General features: G+C 63.1%; 17 protein-coding genes. 7 read left to right on the forward strand and 10 right to left on the reverse strand.

Translation table 11 applies throughout. The features are described from left to right. Positions 1-37 precede the first annotated feature (37 nt). From cysS to HMPREF1257_RS08470, 4 genes are read right to left on the reverse strand one after another with little or no spacing between them, the layout of a single operon-like run. The gene (gene cysS / locus HMPREF1257_RS08455) at positions 38-1,468 is read right to left on the reverse strand and encodes a cysteine--tRNA ligase (RefSeq protein WP_023023900.1); all 1,431 of its coding nucleotides are present in this window, start codon (positions 1,466-1,468) and stop codon (positions 38-40) included. Positions 1,469-1,498: 30 nt separating this feature from the next. Then, positions 1,499-1,987 carry a 2-C-methyl-D-erythritol 2,4-cyclodiphosphate synthase gene (gene ispF / locus HMPREF1257_RS08460; RefSeq protein WP_023023902.1) on the reverse strand — a complete coding sequence of 163 codons (489 nt, stop codon included), beginning with the start codon at positions 1,985-1,987 and terminating at the stop codon, positions 1,499-1,501. Continuing rightward, positions 1,980-2,705 (reverse strand): 2-C-methyl-D-erythritol 4-phosphate cytidylyltransferase, encoded by a 726-nt coding sequence (gene ispD / locus HMPREF1257_RS08465; protein ID WP_023023904.1) that lies wholly within the window; start codon positions 2,703-2,705, stop codon positions 1,980-1,982. Before ispD ends, ispF begins: the two co-directional genes overlap by 8 nt. After that, entirely contained in the window at positions 2,677-3,261 is a 585-nt protein-coding gene (locus tag HMPREF1257_RS08470) for a CarD family transcriptional regulator (RefSeq protein WP_005279544.1), read from the reverse strand. Before HMPREF1257_RS08470 ends, ispD begins: the two co-directional genes overlap by 29 nt. Positions 3,262-3,453: 192 nt before the next feature. Here HMPREF1257_RS08470 and HMPREF1257_RS08475 point away from each other — a divergent pair, with 192 nt between their 5' ends. Together HMPREF1257_RS08475 and radA are read left to right on the forward strand one after the other, a co-directional pair. After that, complete coding sequence (locus HMPREF1257_RS08475) at positions 3,454-4,053, forward strand: hypothetical protein (protein ID WP_034659561.1); 600 nt, start codon at positions 3,454-3,456, stop codon at positions 4,051-4,053. Positions 4,054-4,137: 84 nt separating this feature from the next. After that, positions 4,138-5,502: a DNA repair protein RadA gene (gene radA, locus HMPREF1257_RS08480; protein WP_023023909.1), complete on the forward strand. Its 1,365-nt coding sequence runs from the start codon at positions 4,138-4,140 to the stop codon at positions 5,500-5,502. 80 nt (positions 5,503-5,582) lie between these two features. On the opposite strand, the gene HMPREF1257_RS08485 is transcribed toward radA, so the two are convergent. Together HMPREF1257_RS08485 and HMPREF1257_RS08490 are read right to left on the reverse strand one after the other, a co-directional pair. Beyond that, positions 5,583-6,299: a hypothetical protein gene (locus HMPREF1257_RS08485; RefSeq protein WP_023023911.1), complete on the reverse strand. Its 717-nt coding sequence runs from the start codon at positions 6,297-6,299 to the stop codon at positions 5,583-5,585. Positions 6,300-6,309: 10 nt separating this feature from the next. Next, complete coding sequence (locus tag HMPREF1257_RS08490; protein ID WP_023023912.1) at positions 6,310-6,969, reverse strand: carbonic anhydrase; 660 nt, start codon at positions 6,967-6,969, stop codon at positions 6,310-6,312. A 35-nt stretch (positions 6,970-7,004) separates the two neighbouring features. On the opposite strand from HMPREF1257_RS08490, the gene HMPREF1257_RS08495 reads away from it, so the two are divergent. After that, complete coding sequence (locus tag HMPREF1257_RS08495; protein ID WP_023023914.1) at positions 7,005-7,859, forward strand: A/G-specific adenine glycosylase; 855 nt, start codon at positions 7,005-7,007, stop codon at positions 7,857-7,859. 56 nt (positions 7,860-7,915) lie between these two features. Here the strand turns inward: HMPREF1257_RS08495 and HMPREF1257_RS12265 are convergent, their stop codons facing one another. Beyond that, the gene (locus HMPREF1257_RS12265) at positions 7,916-8,086 is read right to left on the reverse strand and encodes a DUF4236 domain-containing protein (RefSeq protein WP_081443674.1); all 171 of its coding nucleotides are present in this window, start codon (positions 8,084-8,086) and stop codon (positions 7,916-7,918) included. A gap of 246 nt (positions 8,087-8,332) precedes the next feature. Beyond that, the gene (locus HMPREF1257_RS08500; RefSeq protein WP_023023916.1) at positions 8,333-11,200 is read right to left on the reverse strand and encodes an ATP-dependent Clp protease ATP-binding subunit; all 2,868 of its coding nucleotides are present in this window, start codon (positions 11,198-11,200) and stop codon (positions 8,333-8,335) included. 216 nt (positions 11,201-11,416) lie between these two features. Between HMPREF1257_RS08500 and HMPREF1257_RS08505 the strand changes: the two genes are divergently transcribed. Continuing rightward, positions 11,417-12,730 carry a hypothetical protein gene (locus tag HMPREF1257_RS08505; protein WP_023023918.1) on the forward strand — a complete coding sequence of 438 codons (1,314 nt, stop codon included), beginning with the start codon at positions 11,417-11,419 and terminating at the stop codon, positions 12,728-12,730. Positions 12,731-12,827: 97 nt separating this feature from the next. On the opposite strand, the gene HMPREF1257_RS08510 is transcribed toward HMPREF1257_RS08505, so the two are convergent. Further along, positions 12,828-14,249, reverse strand: a complete 1,422-nt coding sequence (locus tag HMPREF1257_RS08510) for an MDR family MFS transporter (protein ID WP_023023920.1) — start codon at positions 14,247-14,249, stop codon at positions 12,828-12,830. A gap of 97 nt (positions 14,250-14,346) precedes the next feature. On the opposite strand from HMPREF1257_RS08510, the gene HMPREF1257_RS08515 reads away from it, so the two are divergent. The 3 genes from HMPREF1257_RS08515 to crtI are packed head-to-tail and all read left to right on the forward strand — an operon-like array spanning position 14,347 to position 18,305. After that, positions 14,347-15,783, forward strand: a complete 1,437-nt coding sequence (locus HMPREF1257_RS08515) for a GuaB1 family IMP dehydrogenase-related protein (protein WP_023023922.1) — start codon at positions 14,347-14,349, stop codon at positions 15,781-15,783. A 31-nt stretch (positions 15,784-15,814) separates the two neighbouring features. Next, complete coding sequence (locus tag HMPREF1257_RS08520; RefSeq protein ID WP_023023924.1) at positions 15,815-16,675, forward strand: squalene/phytoene synthase family protein; 861 nt, start codon at positions 15,815-15,817, stop codon at positions 16,673-16,675. A 55-nt stretch (positions 16,676-16,730) separates the two neighbouring features. Further along, positions 16,731-18,305: a phytoene desaturase family protein gene (gene crtI, locus HMPREF1257_RS08525; protein ID WP_023023926.1), complete on the forward strand. Its 1,575-nt coding sequence runs from the start codon at positions 16,731-16,733 to the stop codon at positions 18,303-18,305. Positions 18,306-18,311: 6 nt separating this feature from the next. Here crtI and HMPREF1257_RS08530 read toward each other — a convergent pair whose 3' ends face one another. Then, complete coding sequence (locus HMPREF1257_RS08530; protein ID WP_023023928.1) at positions 18,312-19,235, reverse strand: hypothetical protein; 924 nt, start codon at positions 19,233-19,235, stop codon at positions 18,312-18,314. Positions 19,236-19,618: the final 383 nt, after the last annotated feature.

Here is a 19,618-nt window from a genome sequence, read left to right on the forward strand (position 1 = left end):
CGTTCAATAACCAGCGAAAATAACAGCGGAAAGCTGTCTAGCGCTGGGTCAACGACCACGTGGGGCCGTCTGGGGTATCGGTAATGGTGATGCCGGCGGCGGTGAGGCGGTCACGCACGGCATCGGCAGTAGCGAAGTCTTTTTCCGCGCGGGCCTGCGTGCGCCGTTCCAGTTCTGCCTGGACCAGCGCATCGAGCGCCGCGTCTGCTCCGCTAGCTTCGCCTCCATCTTCCCACTCCAGCGGGTCAAATCCAAGTACGTGCGCCATCCCGCGCACCTGAGCGGCCTTCGCGCGGGCGGCGTCCTCGTCCCCGGCGGCCAGGTCCTTATTGCCCGCGCGCACGGTGGTGTGGATAGCGGCCAAAGCCTTCGGCACGGCGATATCATCGTTCATGGCGTCCTCAAAGTCCGGCGTCCAGTCGCCACGTTCGACGCCTGCAAAGCGCTTGACGAAGCCCTCAATACGCCGGTAGCCCGCCGCCGCCTCCGTCAGGGCGGATTCGGAGTATTCCAGCACGGAGCGGTAATGCGCAGAACCCAGGTAGTAGCGCAGCTCCACCGGGCGCACGAGCTCCAGCATGTTCGAGATGGAAAGCACGTTGCCGAGCGATTTCGACATCTTCTCGCCGGCCATGGTCACCCAGTGGTTGTGCATCCAGTAATTGGCGAACTTATCGCCTGCCGCGTGCGATTGCGCGATCTCGTTTTCGTGGTGCGGGAATTGCAGGTCCAAACCGCCGCAGTGGATATCGAAATTGGAGCCCAGGTAGTACGTCGACATGGCGGAGCACTCGAGGTGCCAGCCCGGGCGGCCGCGACCCCACGGGGTGGGCCAGCTCGGCTCGCCCGGCTTGGCGGCCTTCCACAGGGCGAAGTCGAGCGGGCTGCGCTTGCCCGCGTTGTCTGACTCGCCCTGTTCCATCTCCTCGACGCGGTTGCCAGACAGCGCACCGTAGTCGGATCCCTCCGCCTTGGTCCAGGCCTCGACGTCAAAGTACACGGATCCGGCCGCGCCATCGGTCTGCGGGGTGGCCTCGGCGTCTTGGGCGGGAACGGGGTAGGCAAAGCCGGCGTCGATAAGCCGCTGCATGTACTCGACCATCTGGGTGACAAACCCCGTCGCGCGCGGCTCCACGGACGGCGGGAGCACGCCGAGCAGGTTATAGGCCTTGGTGAACTCGCGCTCGTAGGTGGACACCCACTCCCACCAGGGGCGATTATTCTCGGCGGCCTTGGTGAGGATCTTGTCATCGATATCGGTGACATTGCGAACGAGCGCGACGTCATAGCCTTGCGCGAGCAGCCAGCGGCGCAGGATATCGAAAGCCACGCCGGAGCGCAGGTGCCCGATATGCGGCTGCGCCTGCGGAGTGGCGCCACACAAGTAGATGGAGGCGTGGCCGGGGCGGATCGGCTCGAAGTCGCGTTGGCTGCGGGTGGCTGTGTCAAAAATGCGCAAAGTACTCACGCCCCCAGTCTAAATCACCCGTGCGCGGGGTTAGTGTTGGCGCCGCCAGACAACGGCCGTTGCCACCGCCGCGCGGCCCTCTTTGCGGCCAGTAAAGCCCAAATGGTCGGTCGTGGTGGCGGAAATGGACACATCAGCGCCGAGGATTTCCGAAAGCACGGCCTCGGCTTCCTCGCGGCGCGGGCCCATCTTCGGCGTCTGGCCAATGAGCTGGGCGGCGGCATTGCCGATGATAAAACCTTCCGCTTCCAGCAGCTCACGGCACTCGCGCAGGAGCTGGGCGCCGGACACACCGTCGTATTCGGGCCGGCCCACCCCCACGAAAGAGCCGAGATCGCCGAGGTGGGAGGCGGAGAGGAGGGCATCGACAAGCGCGTGGGCTACGACGTCGCCGTCGGAGTGGCCTTCGCAGCCGGGGGTGTCATCGAAAAGCAGCCCGGCAATCCAACAGGGCTTGCCGGCTTCAATCTGGTGGGCGTCGGTCGCGATGCCGACGCGGGGGATGATGGGCTCAGTCATGCTGCTCCTCTGCAAGGGCGCGGGCCAGGGTCAGGTCCGTGGGGGTGGTGATTTTGAAGGCGAGGATATCGCCCGGCACGGTCTCCACGCGCTGGCCGTGCCATTCCATGAGGCTGGCATCGTCCGTGGCGATGAAATCCGGCTGCTTGCGCCAATAATCCAGGTTGGCCTGGCGCAGCGCTGCGAGGCGGAAACCCTGCGGGGTCTGCACGGCGCGCAAGCGGGCGCGATCGGGGGTGCCGATGATGGTGTCGCCGGCGACCTCCTTGATGGTATCGGTCACGGGAACCACCGGCACAACGGCGGGCGCGCCAGCAAGAACGTGCCGCGCCACGCGCTCGACCATCGCGGTGGGCGTGAGCGCGCGGGCGGCATCGTGGATGAGCACCACGGCGTCCTCGTCCGGAATTGCCTGCAGCCCGGCCCATATGGAATCGGCGCGTTCGCCACGCCCATGCACGAGGCGCACCGGGATTTCTGCGCCCACGCGCTTGACGATGCCCCCAGCTTCCCCCTCCATAGCCGGGCTCACCACCGCGATTACCTCGTCCACGAGGCCGGAGTTGGCCATGGTGCGCACGGATCGCTCCAGCAGGGTGCGTCCGTGCAGATCGACGTAGGCCTTGGGCACCTCCGCGCCGAGGCGGGTGCCTTGCCCGGCCGCGGCGATTAAGGCGATAACGCGGGGATTAGTCTTCGTCGTCGAAGGAGAGGTCATCGAGATCGATGTCGTTGTCGATATCGGTGGTAATGGACTGGTCATCGACCAGGCCGGCGGCGCGGTGGCGCTCGATGGTGGCGTCGATTTCTTCCATCATGGTATCGGCCTTTTTGTCATCGACCGGCTGCGCCAGCGCCAGCTCGCCCACCAGGATGGTGCGGGCTTTGCCCAGCATGCGCTTCTCGCCGGCGGACAGGCCGCGGTCCTGGTCGCGGCGCCAGAGATCGCGCACCACTTCTGCGACCTTGTTGATATCGCCGGAAGCTAGGCGCTCTTGGTTAGCTTTGTAGCGGCGAGACCAGTTGCCGGCTTCTTCCACGTCTTCATCGCGCAGCACGGAGAAGACCTTTTCCAGGCCCTCCTTGCCCACGACATCGCGCACGCCGACGTTATCCGCATTCTTCTTGGGCACGCGGACGACGAGATCGGACTGGTTAATGTGCAGCACGAGGTATTCCAGCTCTTCGCCGCCCATTTCGCGGGTTTCGATGTCCTCGATGACCGCCGCGCCGTGGTGCGGGTAGACGACGACCTCGCCGACCTTATATTCCATTGCCACTCCTTATAATCCCGTGAATATGCCGATAACTAAGGTCGCCATTTTATCACGCGCGGCCTGCCCGCCACCGGATGCCCCCGATTACCCCCACGGACTACCCGCTAGGTTAGCGAGAAACTGTGTACTTTATATCAAAAGGGACTAGGCTAAAGATTTGATAAGCCCTGAGATCGCAATTGATGGAGGATGCTCAACGTGCAGTCCCTGAAGTCCGCCGCCCGCCGCGGTGCCATTATTTCCGTTACCGCCGTCTCCGCTTTGGCGCTGGCTTCGTGCTCGGCAGGCCACATCGCCCAGACCGCAGAGAAGGTAGCTGCGGTTGATGGCGCTTCTGCCAGCACCGATGACGATAAGATTGCCGTCCGCGATGTCACCATCCTGACAGAGCCTGACGGTGGCGCCGCGTTGAAGTTCAACGCCGTCAACCAGGGCTATGAAACCGATGTCATCACCTTGAAGTCCGTGAAGGTCGACGGCCAAACCGTCGAGATGAAGCAGACCCAGCCGCTCAAGCGCGATCACTCCATCGTGGCGGACTCCCAGGAGAACTTGGACGCCACCCCGGATCACGATTCTGAGACCGTACAGTACGTAGCCACCCACCTGGATAACGATGACTTTGGCTACGCCGGCCACCGCCCGGTTACCTTCGAGTTCTCCAACGGCTCCATCGAGGTCGACGCCACCGTCGCCGCCTCCCAGATGGAGTCCGGCAAGTACGACCGCGACGTGGAATCCCCAGAGGGCTACACCACCGACGCAAACACAGGCAACTCGCACCACTAATAGCCCACGGCACGCGCGCCCTACTCTTTCCACGGAGTACGGGCGCGTTCGTCGTTTTTGCCGCCACGTTCTAGGCTCTACACCATGGCCAAAAAATCTCGCCCCATCCACACCTGCTCCGAATGCGGTTATGTCTCCCCCAAGTGGCTCGGGCGCTGCCCGGATTGCGGTTCGTGGGGGACGATGGAGGAAAAGGCGCCGGTGGTGGCGGGGGCATCGGCAAGCGGTGGGCATAAGGGCGTGGCGCCGACGAGCCCGGTACAGCCCATCACACGGGTGGGCGCGCAGGCGACGAAGACGGTGCGCACGGGCATCAGCGAGCTTGACCGCGTGCTGGGCTCCGGCATCGTGCCGGGCTCGGTGGTGCTCATGGCCGGCGAGCCCGGCGTGGGTAAATCCACGCTGCTTCTCGAGGTCGCCTCCCGCTGGGCCCAGCTCGGCCGCACCGTCCTCTACGCCACCGCCGAGGAATCCGCCGGCCAAGTCCGCGCCCGCGCTGAGCGCACCGGGGCACTGCAAGAATCGCTGTACCTCGCGGCCGAATCCAACCTGGACGCCGTCTTTGGGCATGTCGATGCCGTCAAACCCGGGCTCATCATCGTGGACTCCGTGCAGACCATGCATGCAGTGGGGGTAGAAGGCGTGCCCGGCGGCGTCGCGCAATCGCGCGCCGTGACCGCGGCGCTGACCTCCCTGGCGAAATCTACCGGCATCCCCGTGCTGCTGGTGGGGCACGTGACCAAGGACGGAAACGTAGCCGGACCGCGGGTTTTGGAGCATCTTGTCGATGTCGTCTTAAACTTCGAGGGCGACCGCCAGTCCAGCCTGCGCATGCTGCGCGGGATGAAAAACCGCTTCGGCGCCACCGATGAGGTGGGTTGTTTCGAGCAAACCGCCGGGGGTATTCGGGAGGTCGCGGACCCGTCGGGGCTCTTCCTCTCCCACCGCGGTACGACGCCGGATGGCTCCGCGGTAACCGTTGCCATGGACGGCGTGCGACCCATCCTCGCCGAGGTCCAGGCGCTGACCGTGGACCCCGTGGCGAAGAACCCGCGGCGCGTGGTCACGGGACTCGATGCCAACCGTGTGCCCATGGTGCTGGCCGTACTGCAGGCGCGCGCCGGCCAGCGCACGAACGATAAGGATGCTTATGTGGCCACGGTGGGCGGCATGCGGATTACCGAAACCGCAACCGACCTCGCGGTGGCGCTAGCCACGTGGTCCTCGCTGCACGAGCAGGCGCTGCCGGCGAAGACGGTGGTCATCGGCGAGGTGGGCTTGGCCGGCGAGCTGCGGCCCGTGCCCAATGTCGAGCGGCGCCTGCAGGAGGCGGCCCGGCTGGGATATAAGCGGGCCATTGTCCCCCGCGGGGAAATCAACCCCGTGGACGGCATGCAGGTGCGCCAAGTCGCGACGCTTGGCGAGGCCCTCGCCGCAGCCCAGCCGTAGACCAACCGTAACCGGTGGCCGGTTCTAGCCCGGCTGGTGACGAGGGGGCGGGCGTTCCCGCGGCGCGAACTTCCGCGCGGCTAGCGGAGGGTGAAGTCCTGCGGCGGAGAGGAATTATCGCCGATAACGGTGTGGGCGAAGTAGGCGCCCGGCTCGGCGGTCGGGCGGTCGGTGCACTTGCCCGGTTCGGAGGCCTGGCGGGACCATTCGGCCTCGAATTTCAGTTCCTCGCCCGCGGGGAAAGTCTGCTCGCCGGTCTGCACGGAGGCGTAGCAATCGGTATCGGACCATACGCGCTGGTTATCGGCCATCTTGTAGACCTCGAAGCGCAGCGAGTTCTCATCTAGGTCGATCTTGCAATCCGCGGCGGTGGGGTTGGTGACGGTCATGAAGAACTTCGGCAGTTCGCCGTCCGGCACGGAGTAATTGAGCATGGAGGTGCGCACCTCCAAGTCCTCAAGCGAGCAGGTGTCCTTCGCGGCGTGCACGGATTCCTCGGGCTCCTTGCTTTCCGATGCCCCATCCTTAGCTTCCGCCTCGGACTCCGATTCAGAGGCAGACTCCGATTCGGATTCGCTCGTCGAATCCGCGGACGTGGTGGAGGATTCGCTGGTGGTTTCAGCGGAGGTGGTTGCCGCCGAAGACTCTGAGGACGCGGCAACGGAATCGTCGCTATCGCCGCCAAAGGCTGCCACCGCCGCCCAGATCAGCACCACGGCCAGGACGATCACGATGATAAGCGCGGCAACCCGGCGGCGCTTATAGATCTCTTCTGGAAGGGGCTTATTCTGGTTCACGCACTTAATTTTAAGTGGTAGACGCGCCTGGATCCGCTAAGCCGGCACCGCGTGTCAACTCGACGCCGTAGGAGTGCAATGGCTCCACGCGCGAATCCTCGAGGAGGTAGCGGGCGCCGACGATGCCGAAGGAGCCATCGTCAAGCTGCTTGCGCACATTTGGGATGCTGGCCACGACCTGGGTGACGGTTTGGAGGGTGTGTTGGCGCTCGACATCGGCAAGCGTGGCATCTGGGCCCGCAGTCCAAGCGGACGTCGCGACCTTCTCGATGATGGGCCGCTGCAGACCGATGGGCAGCTCGCCGCCGCGCACAAAATCCACCGCGGCCGCCACCGCACCGCAGGACTGGTGGCCCAAGACCACCAGCAGGTTGGGGTGTAGGTGGTCGAGCGCATAATCCAAGGAAGCCAGCACGGAGGCGTCCAGGATGTGGCCGGCGGTGCGGATGACGAAGGCATCGCCAAAGCCGATATTGAAGATGTGTTCGATGGGCGCGCGGGAATCCGAGCAAGCCAGGACCACCACGCGGGGATCCTGGCCCTGGGTGAGCCCGTCGCGCTCATAAATCTTGTTGAGATCCATGATGGTGCCGTCGATGACGCGCTGGTTTCCGGCCTGGAGGGCCTCCCAGACCGCCTGCGGATTATGGGCAACGTTACTTAATGGCATGAAGTATATTTTAATGCCCTAGACTGTCCTGCGAGATGGATACGCACGCACTTCTTTCCTGGTTTGACGCCAATGAACGCGATTTGCCCTGGCGGCGCCCCGGTACCTCCGCCTGGGGAGTGCTGCTTTCCGAGGTCATGAGCCAGCAGACCCCCGTCGCCCGCGTCGCCCCCGTGTGGGAGGAATGGATGCGGCGCTGGCCCACCCCCGCGGACTTCGCCCAAGCCTCCCGCGCCGAGGTGTTGCGCGCCTGGGGCAAGCTCGGCTACCCGCGGCGCGCGCTGCGGCTCTGGGAGTGCGCGGGGGTAATGGACGAGGTTCCGGCGGACGTGGATGAGCTGCTCGCGCTGCCTGGAATCGGCGACTACACCGCCCGCGCCGTGGCGTGCTTTCACTTTGGCCAGAACGTGCCGGTGGTCGATACCAACGTGCGCCGCGTCTATGCCCGCGCCGAGGACGGGAATTTCCTCGCCCCGTCGCCCTCCAAGCGCGAGCTCGCCGCTGTGGCCGCCCTCTTGCCCGAGCGCAACGGGCCGCGGTTTTCTGCCGCACTCATGGAGCTCGGCGCGCTGGTGTGTACTGCGAAAAATCCCGATTGTAAGCGCTGCCCCCTGCGCGCGACGTGTGCCTGGCAGCTCGCCGGGTGCCCCGAGCCTTCCGCCGCGGAACAAACCCGCGCGAAAAAGCGCGTGCAAAAATTTGCCGGCACCGATAGGCAGGTGCGCGGCAAGATTCTAGATGTGCTGCGCGCCGCCGATCACCCGGTGCCGCAGTCCGCTATCGACGTAGTCTGGCCCGATGCCGCGCAGCGTTCCCGCGCGCTGGCTTCGCTGCTTGACGATGGCCTCGCCGAGCAAAACTCCGCCGGCCTCTTCCACCTGCCGGTCTAACCACCTGCCGGTTTAACCGCCCGCCGGGCTCGTTAGCGATAAGGCGCAGCGAGCCGTTAACGCCAGCGGCCGCGGAAGTTGAGCCCGCCCGGGAGGTTGACCCACATGCCGCCACGAGAATTAAAGGTCACCGGCCCAATCTTCGTGGACATGGAGGCACCGGATCCGGAAATGTTTATCCAGCTATTCTTACCGGTCTTTTTGCGTGAACGATATTGAAGTCCCATAGGCGGCCATTCTAGCAATACCCCCGTGTACCACGCTGCGCCGCAGAACCGCCGTGCCACCAGACCGCTGTACCGCCGGACAGAGAAATTCCCGCGCCGCGGTCTTTTTGGGCCCAGCGATATCGAGCGCGGGTTGGAACGCTAGGGCGCCGCAGACATGAAAGAACCACCCAGGGTTCGCGGCGGAACCGTGGGTGGTTATGCAGGCTCGGGTAGGCCGAAACGGCGGCGAGCCGAGCCGATTAGTTACATCGGCTGGCCAGCGCCTGCCGGTGGCGGGTTCTTGCCGTCGTCGTCGGAGTTGCCTAGGCCTGGCTTTTCCGAAGGCACGTCCGGGGAAATGACATCTGGCTCGCCGTTGGTGTCGATGCCGTCATTGTCGGAACCGGAACCGCCGTCCTTCGGACCATTGCCTTCTGGGCCGCCGTTCCCGCCATCGTCGGGGCCGTTGCCGTTGTCGCCGTCGGAATCGGAGTCGGAGTTATCCGAATCGGAACCGTCGGAGGGATCGTTGTCGCGAACGGAGGCATCGGCAAGCGAAGGCTCATCGATGTCATCCGGCAGCGGCTTCGGGCGCGGGGTGAAGGTGAAGGTAGCGCCGGAGTCGTCCTTGGACTCGCCGTCCCAGCCTTCGACGTCGACCGAGATGATCTCGCCGGCGCCAATCTCGCCGAAGAGAATCTTCTCCGAGAGCTGGTCCTCGATATCGCGCTGAATGGTGCGACGCAACGGGCGGGCACCAAGAACCGGGTCGAAGCCGCGCTGGGCCAGGAGGTTCTGGGCTTTATCGGTGAGCTCGATGCCCATATCGCGCTCTTCCAGCTGGGTACCCACGCGGTCAATGAGCAGGTTAACCATCTGCACGATCTGCTCGCGGGTGAGCTGGTGGAAGACCACGACGTCATCGATACGGTTCAGGAACTCGGGGCGGAAGTGCTTCTTCAGCTCGTCGTTAACCTTCGCCTTCATGCGCTCGTACTGGGCGTCCGAATCGTTCTCGCTGGCGCCGGTAAAGCCCAAGCCCACCGGCTTCGAGATGTCCTGGGTACCCAGGTTCGAGGTGAAGATGAGGACGGTGTTCTTGAAGTCGACGACGCGACCCTGGCCATCGGTAAGCCGGCCGTCTTCCAGCACCTGCAGCAAGGTGTTGTAGATCTCCTTGTGGGCCTTTTCGATCTCATCAAAAAGCACCACGGAGAACGGCTTGCGGCGAACCTTCTCGGTCAGCTGGCCGCCCTCTTCGTAGCCAACGTATCCCGGAGGAGCACCGAAGAGGCGGGAAGCGGTGAAGCGGTCGTGGAACTCACCCATATCGATCTGGATGAGGTCATCATCCGAACCGAAGAGGAAGTTAGCCAGCGACTTCGACAGCTCAGTCTTACCCACACCGGACGGGCCGGCGAAGATGAAGGAACCGGAAGGACGGCGTGGATCCTTCAGGCCTGCACGGGTGCGGCGGATGGCGCGGGAGACGGACTTGACCGCCTCGTCCTGGCCAATGATGCGCTTGTGCAGCTCCTCTTCCATGTTGAGCAGGCGGGAAGATTCCTTCTCCGTCAGCTTCAGCACGGGGATGCCGGTCCAGTGCGCCAGGACCTCAGCGATTTGGTCCTCGCCCACCTCGGCGATTTCCTCCAGGTCACCGGAGCGCCACTGCTTTTCCTTCTCGGAGCGCTCCTCGCCCAGCTTGCGCTCGTCATCGCGCAGGCCGGCGGCCTTTTCGAAGTCCTGGGCATCGATAGCCGCTTCCTTTTCCCGGCGAACCTCGGCAATGCGGTCATCGACCTCGCGCAGGCCCTTCGGGGCGGTCATGCGCTTAATGCGCATGCGGGCACCGGCCTCATCGAGGAGGTCGACGGCCTTGTCCGGCAAGAAGCGGTCATTGATGTAGCGGTCCGCCAGCTGCGCGGCGGCGTGCAGCGCCTCATCGGTGTAGGACACGCGGTGGTGCGCCTCGTACTTATCGCGCAGGCCCTTCAGGATGAGGAAGGTGTCATCCAGCGAAGGTTCATCGACCTGCACCGGCTGGAAACGACGCTCCAGCGCGGCATCCTTTTCGATGTGCTTGCGGTACTCATCCAGGGTGGTAGCACCGATTGTCTGCAGCTCGCCGCGGGCCAGCTTGGGTTTTAGCAGCGAAGCGGCGTCGATGGCACCTTCGGCAGCACCGGCACCGACGAGGGTGTGGATCTCATCGATGAACAAGATGATGTCGCCGCGCTGGTTAATTTCCTTAAGAACCTTCTTCAGGCGTTCCTCAAAGTCACCGCGGTAGCGGGAACCGGCAACCAAAGAACCCAGGTCAAGCGAGTACAGCTGCTTGTCCTTGAGAGTTTCTGGGACCTTGCCGTTAACAATGTCCAGCGCCAAGCCCTCAACCACTGCGGTCTTACCAACGCCAGGCTCACCGATGAGCACCGGGTTGTTCTTGGTGCGGCGCGAGAGCACCTGCATGATGCGCTCAACCTCGGACTCGCGGCCCACGACGGGGTCTAGCTTGCCGTCCTTGGCTGCCTGGGTGAGGTTGCGGCCAAACTGGTCTAGCACGAGCGAGTTGGAGCGCTCGCCCGAGCCGCCGGAACCACCGCGCCCGCCGGCACCGGCACCGGAGCCTGCGCCCGCACCGATGGGGCCTGGGCCCTGGTTCGAGTCGCCGCCGCCTTCTTGCTGGCCGCCTTCGTAGCCAGACAGCAATTGGATAACCTGCTGGCGCACGCGCGGCAGATCAGCACCCAGCTTCGTCAGCACCTGTGCGGCAACGCCGTCACCCTCACGGATAAGTCCGAGCAGGAGGAACTCCGTGCCGATGTACTTGTGCCCCATCTGCAGGCCTTCGCGCAAGGACAGCTCGAGGACCTTCTTGGCGCGCGGGGTAAAAGGAATGTGGCCGGTGTGCGGCTGGCTACCCTGGCCGATGATCTCCTCTACCTCACGGCGCACGTCCTCCAAGGAAATGCCCATGGACTCTAAAGCCTTGGCAGCTACACCTTCTCCTTCGTGGATAAGGCCGAGCAGGATGTGCTCGGTTCCGATGTAGTTGTGGTTAAGCATGCGTGCTTCTTCTTGCGCCAAGACGATGACGCGACGAGCACGGTCTGTAAACCTCTCGAACATGACTCCCCTAAAATTTCGCTTCTAATGTGGTACCCACTGTAACGCCGCACGCCCCAAAGGATTTCCTGTTTTTGGCCCCCAGCGCCCTCTACACGGCCCAAACTGCCCATACTCGCAGCTCACATGGGTGTACGCCGGTAGCGAACAGGCCCCATTTGGCCTAGAATCTTCTTCATTCTCCCTGTCGTTCCATAGATGCAAAGGACTAAACCAACCGTGCCACACCTTCCCGAATTCTTTGCTTCCCTGCACAACTTGCACGAAAAGGCAGTGCTGGATGAGGCGCCTAATTCCACCCTTTTTGCCGTGGAGGATGGCTCCACTAACGAGGAACTTACGGTGGAGATTTTCGCTCCGGGGACTACGGGCATAGTCAAGGCCTCCACCGCCTTGCACGGCCTGCACCACCCTGCGCTTGCCGGCTTGGTGGGCTCCGGAACGACTGCGGATGGCCAGGAGTTTTTGGTCCGCAAGGGCTGCTCAGGCACAGCCTTGCCCGCGCTTGCCGATGCCCCCACCACTCACCGCGCCCAAGAAATCCTCACCCCCGTGGCCGGCGCGGTGGATTTCCTGATTAGCCGCAACCACCCGGATTTCGCCGTCCATGGGCTTCACGCCGAGCGCGTTTTCGTGGATGAGGACAAGGAGGTCGCTGTCCTCGCCGCCGCGGGTCCAGGTGGTGCCAGCACGGCGGAGGAATCGGCGGAGGAAACCGCCGAGAAAACTCCAGAAAAGGCCGAGAGCGTGACCGGCGCCGATGCCGTCCGCGCCTTCCAAAAACTCGTTGCCGCCACGTGCCCTTCCTTTACGCCGGACAAAGATTACTCGAGCGCCAAAGAGGTGGTGGCAGCGCTGCGCCCCGAGCGCGATCTCGATACTTCGCAGTTCCCGCCGGTGCAGGCCGAAGAGCCCGAGTCCCAGCCGCAACAACAGTTCCCACCGCAACCGCAGCAGCAGTTCCCGCCGCAGAACCAGGCGGGCCCCCAGTATCAGCCGCAGTATCAACAGCAATACCAGCAACAGCCGGTACCACCGATGAATGCGGCCCCGCCAAAGAAGAAGGGCAAGGGCGGGCTCATCGCGCTCATTTCTGTTTTGGCCGTCATCGCAGTGGCTGCGGCGGGAGCGTTGTGGTATTTCCTGTCCTACCCCAGCTGGGATGACAAGGAAAAGAACCTAGCGAATGCTTATCCGAGCCTGATTGGCTCGCGCAGCGGCCAAGACGGCGCGCTCGGCGCGGAGTGTTCCTCCCGCGCCCCAGAGGATGGTCAAGAAGCGAAGATCACCTGCTCGGGAGACGGTTTCGACTACACCGCCGCCTACTACCCCAGCGTGGAAGAACGCGATGCCGTCCTCCCAGACGCTGACCCAGTAGAGCTGTCTAACGATAGGTGCACCATCCAAAGCTACGAGGCCTCAACGGATCCGCAGACCTACGTCATGGCCGTGGAGGGTACTCAGTCCATCTTCATGGTGTGGGGCGACGATGCCGAAGCCGCGCGGCTAAAGCTGCCGCTGTGTGCGCAGTAGGCGTCGCAAGATAACCGGCGGCGGGATGGCCCGGAACGCCCGCGCGGAGGCCACTCCGTCGGCGCGTCGGGCGACGTGCAGCTTCCCGGCACGGGGACTAGTCTTCGGCGGGCACGCGTTTGAGCAGGGGCGCTAGCACGAGCACGAAAAGCGAGAGCACGCCGGCGAAAAGGAAGGCCCAGTGCGCGCCTTGGGCGGTGGCGGCGGCCTCGCTCATCCCCTCGGCTTGGCCGGATTTGGTGCCGCTGGTCAAAAAGGCCACGAGGAAGGCGGTACCCGCCGCGCCGGCGAGTTGCTGCAGCGTATTTAGAATGGCAGAGCCGTGGGAGTAGAGGTCATCGGGAAGCGAGGACAGCGAGACCGTCATCAGCGGGGTCATCATGAGCGCGATGCCCACGGCGAACAGGATATGCATGCCGATGACCATCCACACCTCGCTGTTTTCTGTCAGCAGGGTCATCAGCCAGATGCCGGTAGAAAACATGACTGCGCCGGGAATCAACAGCGGCCGAGGTCCAAGGGCGTCATAAATCCGTCCCACAATCGGGGAAATCCCGCCCTGCAAAAGGCCGCCGGGCATCACCACGAGGCCGGTGACCAGCGAGGATACCGCTAGCGAGGTCTGTAGATAAATGGGCAGGATATTCACCGTGCCCAGCAGCAGGGCGAACATGAGCAGCATGGCGATGACCGCGAGGGTGAAATTGCGGACTTTAAACGGGCGCAGGTCCAAAAGCGCGCGGTTTACCTTAGCCAGCCGGAGTTGGCGCACGGTAAAGGTAATGAGGGTGAGGACGCCGAGGAGGAGCACGAGGGCATCGGCAAGCGAGCCGCCCTCCACCATCTTCTCGATGGACGATAGGCCATAAATGAGCCCGCCGAAGGCCAGGGCGGATAAGAATACCGACGGGATATCGAGCGGGGTATCCCTGCGCTCGCCCACGTTGACCAGGCGGAAGTAGCCGGCGATGCAAATGGCGGCGATGAGCGGGACCATGGTCCAGAAGATGACGTGCCAGGTCGCCATGCTCAAAATGAACCCGCCGACGGTGGGGCCCAGGGCCGGCGCCACGGAGATGACCACGGTGATAATGCCCATGACGGTGCCGCGGCGTTGCGGTGGAACGAGCGTCATGGCCACGGTCATAAGGGTAGGAATCATCAGCGCGGTACCGGCGGCCTGCAGCACGCGGCCGGCAAGCAGCAACCCAAAGGCCGGGGCGAGGGCCGCCAGCACCGTGCCCGTGAGGAAAACGCCGGTGGAGGCGCCAAAAATCTGCCGGGTGGTGAATTTATCCATCAGGAAACCGGTGGTGGGAATGACCACACCCATGGTGAGCAAGAAGCCGGTCAGCAGCCACTGCGCGGAGGTCGCCGGGATGGAGAAATCCGCCATGATGGTGGGCAGCGCCACCGAAAGGGCGGTTTCATTCAAAATCATCACCATCGCGGAGAGCACCAAGATGGTGAGGTTGACTATGACCTCTGCGGAGATTTTCGGAGCGGGATTCTGAGACACCAAATCAGGATACTGACTTGGCTAAACCTGCAAAACTTGGGGCGTATGATTTAGATGTCTTTTCCTGCACCCTCGATTCACGTTAGGCAATCTCACAGTGCATTTCCTCAATGATTCCCGCCCGCCCTACGAGCTGACCTACTCGGATGTATTTATGGTGCCGAACCACTCAGATGTTGGCTCGCGGCAGGCGGTCGACCTCACCGCGGCCGATGGCACGGGCAATACCATCCCGCTCATCGTGGCGAATATGACCGCTGTGGCCGGCCGCCGCATGGCAGAGACCATCGCCCGGCGCGGCGGCATGACCATCCTGCCGCAGGACCTCAGCCTGGAGGCCGCGGCGGAGACGATCGCCTCGGTAAAGGCTGCCGACCTGGTCTATGACACCCCTATCACCATCAAGCCGCACCATACGGTGGGCTATGCCAGCAACCTTTTGCACAAGCGCGCCCACGGCGCGGCCATCGTGGTCGACGGCGCGCTGCCGGTAGGCATCATCACGCCAAAGGATCTGCGCGGGCAGGATAATTTCACCGCCGTGGGCGAGCTCATGACCACTGATTTGGTCACTTTGCCTGTGGGCATCGACCCGCAGGAGGCCTTTACCCGCCTGCGCGCAACCTCGCGCAAGCTCGCCCCAGTGGTCAATCCGGATGGCACGCTGGCCGGCATTTTGACACGCAAGGGTGCGCTGCGGGCGACGATGTATAAGCCGGGCATCGACAAGCAGGGGCGCCTGCACATCGGTGCCGCGGTGGGCATTAATGGCGACGTTGAAGGCAGGGCGCGGGCGCTTGCCGATGCCGGCGCCGACGTCCTCGTCATCGATACCGCCCACGGCCATCAAGACAGCATGCTGGCGGCGCTGCGCAAGGTCAAGGCCCTGGATCTGGGCCTACCGATTGCCGCCGGCAACGTGGTCACGGCCGCCGGCGTGCGCGAGCTGGCCGCGGCGGGCGCGGATATTATCAAGGTCGGCGTGGGCCCCGGCGCGATGTGCACCACCCGCATGCAAACCGGCGTGGGCCGCCCGCAATTTTCCGCCGTGCTGGAGTGCGCGTCCGCGGCCCGCGAGGTCGGCGCGCACGTGTGGGCCGATGGCGGCGTGCGCGATCCCCGCGACGTGGCCCTAGCACTGGCTGCGGGCGCGTCCAATGTGATGATTGGTTCCTGGTTCGCCGGCACCTTTGAATCCCCCGGTGACCTGCACAAGGACGCTGATGGCTCGTTCTATAAGGAATCGTTCGGCATGGCCTCGCGCCGGGCGGTGCGCGGGCGCAATTCCGCCACCGAAGCCTTCGAGCGCGCCCGTCGGGAGATGTTTGAGGAAGGCATTTCCACCTCGCGCATCTACCTCGATCCGGAGCACGGCGGCGTGGAGTATTTGGTAGACCGCATCATCTCGGGCGTGCGCTCATCCTGCACCTACGCCGGGGCCGATTCGCTGGCTAGCTTCCACGAGCGCGCCACCGTGGGCGTGCAATCGGCAGCCGGTTTTGCCGAGGGCCAGCCGCGGGCCACCAACCGCTAGGGCGCTTTGGGCGCGTGCTACTTTTGCAAGTATGTTGACTCGCTATGACCAGGCGGCCTCGCGCGCGGCCGCGCGGGTTATGGGGCAGTATTCCACCAGTTTTTCCCTGGCCACGCGCCTGTTGCGCGGGCGGGTGCGCGAAGACATCCGCCACCTTTATGCCGTGGTGCGCATCGCGGACGAGCTTGTCGATGGCACCGCACATCAAGCCCGCATCGATGCCGCCGCCGCGCTCGATGCCTACGAGGCCGCTATCTTGGCGGCGCCGGAGAAAAGGCTGCACACCGATCCCGTCGTGCACTCTTATGCCATTACCGCCAGGCGCTGCGGCTTCCAGCGCGATCATCTCGTGGCTTTTTTCGATTCCATGCGCGCAGATCTCACCCATCGGGAGTATTCCGCTTCCGAGCTCGCCGAGTATATCTACGGCTCCGCCGAGGTCATCGGCTTATTGTGTGTGCAGGTCTTCTTGGCGGAAGAGACCGTCTCCGCCGCCGATCGCGCCACGATGGACCGCGGTGCGCGCTACTTGGGTTCCGCGTTTCAAAAGATTAACTTCCTGCGGGATCTGGGCGAGGACTCCTCGGTCCTGGGCCGGGCCTATTTCCCGCAGGCCGCTGGTGGCGAGCTTTCCGAGGCCGCCAAGTCCGCCCTCATCGCCGAAATCCGCCGCGAGCTCGCCGCCGCCGAAAAAGCCATACACCTCTTGCCGTTATCCGCCCGCGTTGGCGTGCGCGCGGCCGCCGATATCTTTGCCGAGCTCACCAACCAGCTCGCCGCTACCCCCGCCGCGGAGTTAAAAACCACCCGCATATCCGTGCCGAATCGCACCAAGGCATGGCTGGCCGCCCGCGCGGTGCGTGCGGTGCGTGCGGTGCGCGCGGTGCGATAGCGCACCGCGCGTAGGTAAAGGACCCCGCCGAAGACTGAATACTAAGGAGAACATCATGCACGCTGTCGTCATCGGGGCCGGCATCGCCGGCCTTGCCACCGCTGCCCTCCTGGGAAAAGAGGGCTACGAGGTTACCGTCGTAGATTCCCTAGACGAGGTAGGCGGACGCGCGGGCAGCTATACGGAGGCGGGGTTCCGCTGGGATACCGGACCGTCCTGGTACCTCATGCCGGATGCCTTCGACCACTTCTTTTCCCTCTGCGGTACCTCGACAGAAAAGGAACTGGATCTGGTGGGACTCTCGCCGGATTACCGCGTCTATACCGGCGGCCCCGGCGAGTCCGCTCCTGGCACCGCCGCGCGCCCCACCCCCGTGGATGTACATTCCGGGACCGATAACGTTGCCCACCTCTTCGAATCGATTGAACCAGGTGCCGGCAGCCAGGTGCGCACTTATTTAGCAGATGCCAGCGACGCCTACCACGTAGCGCTCGATCACTTTTTGTACACCACATTTTCGGCGCCGTTGAACCTGGTGCATGCAGATATTCGGCATCGGCTAGCGCGGATTGCAGCGCTGCTGACTACCAGCTTGCAAAAACACGTCAACGGGCAATTTTCGGATACGCGCCTGCGCCAGATTCTGAGCTACCCAGCAGTTTTTCTCTCTTCCGAGCCCGCCGCGGCCCCAGCACTGTATTCCCTTTTAAGCCATACCGACCTGGTGGAAGGCGTGCGCTACCCCCTCGGCGGATTCCACGCAGTGGTGCAGGCCATTTACCGCCAAGCAGAAAAATTCGGCGCCACATTCCGCTTGGGCGAAGAGGTCACCGCCATCACCACCGCCAGCGGGTCTTCCACACGTGCCACCGGCGTCCGCACGACAACCGGGCATATCGATGCCGATATTGTGGTCTCCGCCGCGGATTTGCACCATACCGAAAATCAGCTGCTTCCCCGGAAACTGCGCACCTATCCGGAGCGCTACTGGGCCCGCCGCAATCCGGGGCTGGGCACCGTGGTGGTACTTGCCGGTGTGCAGGGCAAGCTCCCGCAGCTAGCTCACCACACCTTTTTGTTCAGCCAGGACTGGGACCCCGATTTCCGCGCGGTCTTTTCCGCACCAGAAGCGGAACGTCCCCTCGGCGCGTCTGAGTCCATCTACATTTCGAAGGTTTCGGCCACCGACGCGGATGTCGCACCAGAAGACCACGAAAACCTGTTCTTCCTCATCCCAGTACCCGCTGCAGAAGCCTACGGGCACGGCGATGCCTACCATCCCGAGGCTTCCCCGCGCGTTGCTGCTATTGCCGATGCCGCCCTCGACCAACTTTCCCGCACCGCCGATATTCCTGACCTCCGCGAGCGAATCACCATCACGCGCAGCCTTGGACCAGCCGATTTTGCCGAGCGCTATCACTCCTGGTCAGGTGGAGCTTTGGGGCCAGCACATACGCTATTTCAATCTGCGTTCTTCCGTGGGCGCAATGCCTCGCGCAAGGTGTCCGGCCTCTACTACGCTGGTGCGACCACCGTGCCGGGCGTCGGCGTGCCGATGTGCCTGATTTCTGCAGAAAACATCATCAAGCGCCTGCGCGGCGATACCTCCGCTGGGCCCCTGGCAGGCTAATCGAGGTTACGCATCGAGCAGCACGACGCGGCTAATTCCGCTCCGGTCCTGACAATTGGGCAATCTGTTGCTTGGCTCAGTGTCATCGAGGAACTTCGGTGCTGCAAAGCTGCATTCCCACTCGCCGATATTCAGGATGCCACGCGTATTGACCTCTTCAGGCTTGAAGTCATAGTGCACATAGTAATCCACCACTTCCATTGCCTTGGGGCAGTTGGTTCCATCTACCTGCGCATAAACATTCTTAAGGCCCCACCGAGTGTCCATCTGTCCACAGATGGTGCCTTGCTCCGCATAGCCATTGGAATCCGGCTCTAATGGGTAGGTATCGGCGGAGAACTGACCGTTGTCTTTGAGAGTGAAGTGATGGCCGTTGGCGGTGACTGTAAATTCATCCTCGCGTGGGGCCGAAAAGGTTATGCCATTAATCTCTACCTCTTCGCCGGCCTTGAGTGGTTGTGCTGGAACAAGATCGCCCGGCTCGACTACAGCCGAAGGGAAGAATCCTGCGCCCTTCTTGTAGCTGACCATATTGGCATCCCATTGCGGAATTTCCGGATCTGGCAAAATCGGTGGATTGGAAAAGTTCACGGAGCACCACGGCCCTTCAGATTGCTCATTTAAGGAGCACTGAACCTTTCCATCGGGGCTTTTCACTCCCCAGGAGTTCATCTGCTCGTAAGCGGGACCGGTCGCGAGGAAATCTTTAGCATCGCGCTGTTTAAGACCGTGAGAATCTTTATCCTCCTCCGCCTGCTTAGTCGTTGTGGTTGTCTCTTCCGTTGACTCAGGAGCGGAGGTTTCTTCCGAGGAGGCTTGGGTCGTGGGCGAACTAAAAGCCTGGTTCTCAGCCTCATCATTGGGCGAAGAGCACGACGCGAGACCGGCTGCCAAAAGGCTTATGGAAAGGAGAGAAACGATTCTTTTCATATATTCAGTTTCGCATAGTATGTGCACCGCTTCAGGGGTTAGCGAGCACTTCTCGCGATTGTGAAAACAAAATCCGCCACCCCCGTGAAGTCGGCGGATTCGGTGATTGCAGCAGCGTTGCGGGCTACTTCTGTTCCTCCAGAAAAGTGCAACCTCCGATGCACAACGTCTGATGCAATAGGTCCTCGGTGATAACTGAGCAAACTCAGCCCTGAGATGTAGCATTTTTCGCTCAGATATCACCGAGGAGGTTGCACTTTTGTGAAACCGATAGAACTAGGCAGAAGTAGGCGTGCGACTCGGCCTGCGAGCCACACGCGGCGGGTGCAATGGGGCAAACAAAAAGGCTGCAGCCAAAGGAAGGCTGCAGCCGGTGTCGGGGC

The sequence above is a fragment of the Corynebacterium sp. KPL1814 genome, assembly GCF_000478175.1.
In the GTDB taxonomy this organism is placed as follows: domain Bacteria; phylum Actinomycetota; class Actinomycetes; order Mycobacteriales; family Mycobacteriaceae; genus Corynebacterium.

Coding starts and splice junctions, on each gene's coding strand:
- ispF (WP_023023902.1), bottom strand. CDS start 1,987: ATGACTGAGCCCATCATCCCCCGCGTCGGCATCGCGACCGACGCCCAC.
- ispD (WP_023023904.1), bottom strand. CDS start 2,705: ATGACCTCTCCTTCGACGACGAAGACTAATCCCCGCGTTATCGCCTTA.
- HMPREF1257_RS08470 (WP_005279544.1), bottom strand. CDS start 3,261: ATGGAATATAAGGTCGGCGAGGTCGTCGTCTACCCGCACCACGGCGCG.
- HMPREF1257_RS08475 (WP_034659561.1), top strand. CDS start 3,454: ATGCTCAACGTGCAGTCCCTGAAGTCCGCCGCCCGCCGCGGTGCCATT.
- radA (WP_023023909.1), top strand. CDS start 4,138: ATGGCCAAAAAATCTCGCCCCATCCACACCTGCTCCGAATGCGGTTAT.
- HMPREF1257_RS08490 (WP_023023912.1), bottom strand. CDS start 6,969: ATGCCATTAAGTAACGTTGCCCATAATCCGCAGGCGGTCTGGGAGGCC.
- HMPREF1257_RS08495 (WP_023023914.1), top strand. CDS start 7,005: ATGGATACGCACGCACTTCTTTCCTGGTTTGACGCCAATGAACGCGAT.
- HMPREF1257_RS12265 (WP_081443674.1), bottom strand. CDS start 8,086: ATGGGACTTCAATATCGTTCACGCAAAAAGACCGGTAAGAATAGCTGG.
- HMPREF1257_RS08500 (WP_023023916.1), bottom strand. CDS start 11,200: ATGTTCGAGAGGTTTACAGACCGTGCTCGTCGCGTCATCGTCTTGGCG.
- HMPREF1257_RS08520 (WP_023023924.1), top strand. CDS start 15,815: ATGTTGACTCGCTATGACCAGGCGGCCTCGCGCGCGGCCGCGCGGGTT.
- crtI (WP_023023926.1), top strand. CDS start 16,731: ATGCACGCTGTCGTCATCGGGGCCGGCATCGCCGGCCTTGCCACCGCT.
- HMPREF1257_RS08530 (WP_023023928.1), bottom strand. CDS start 19,235: ATGAAAAGAATCGTTTCTCTCCTTTCCATAAGCCTTTTGGCAGCCGGT.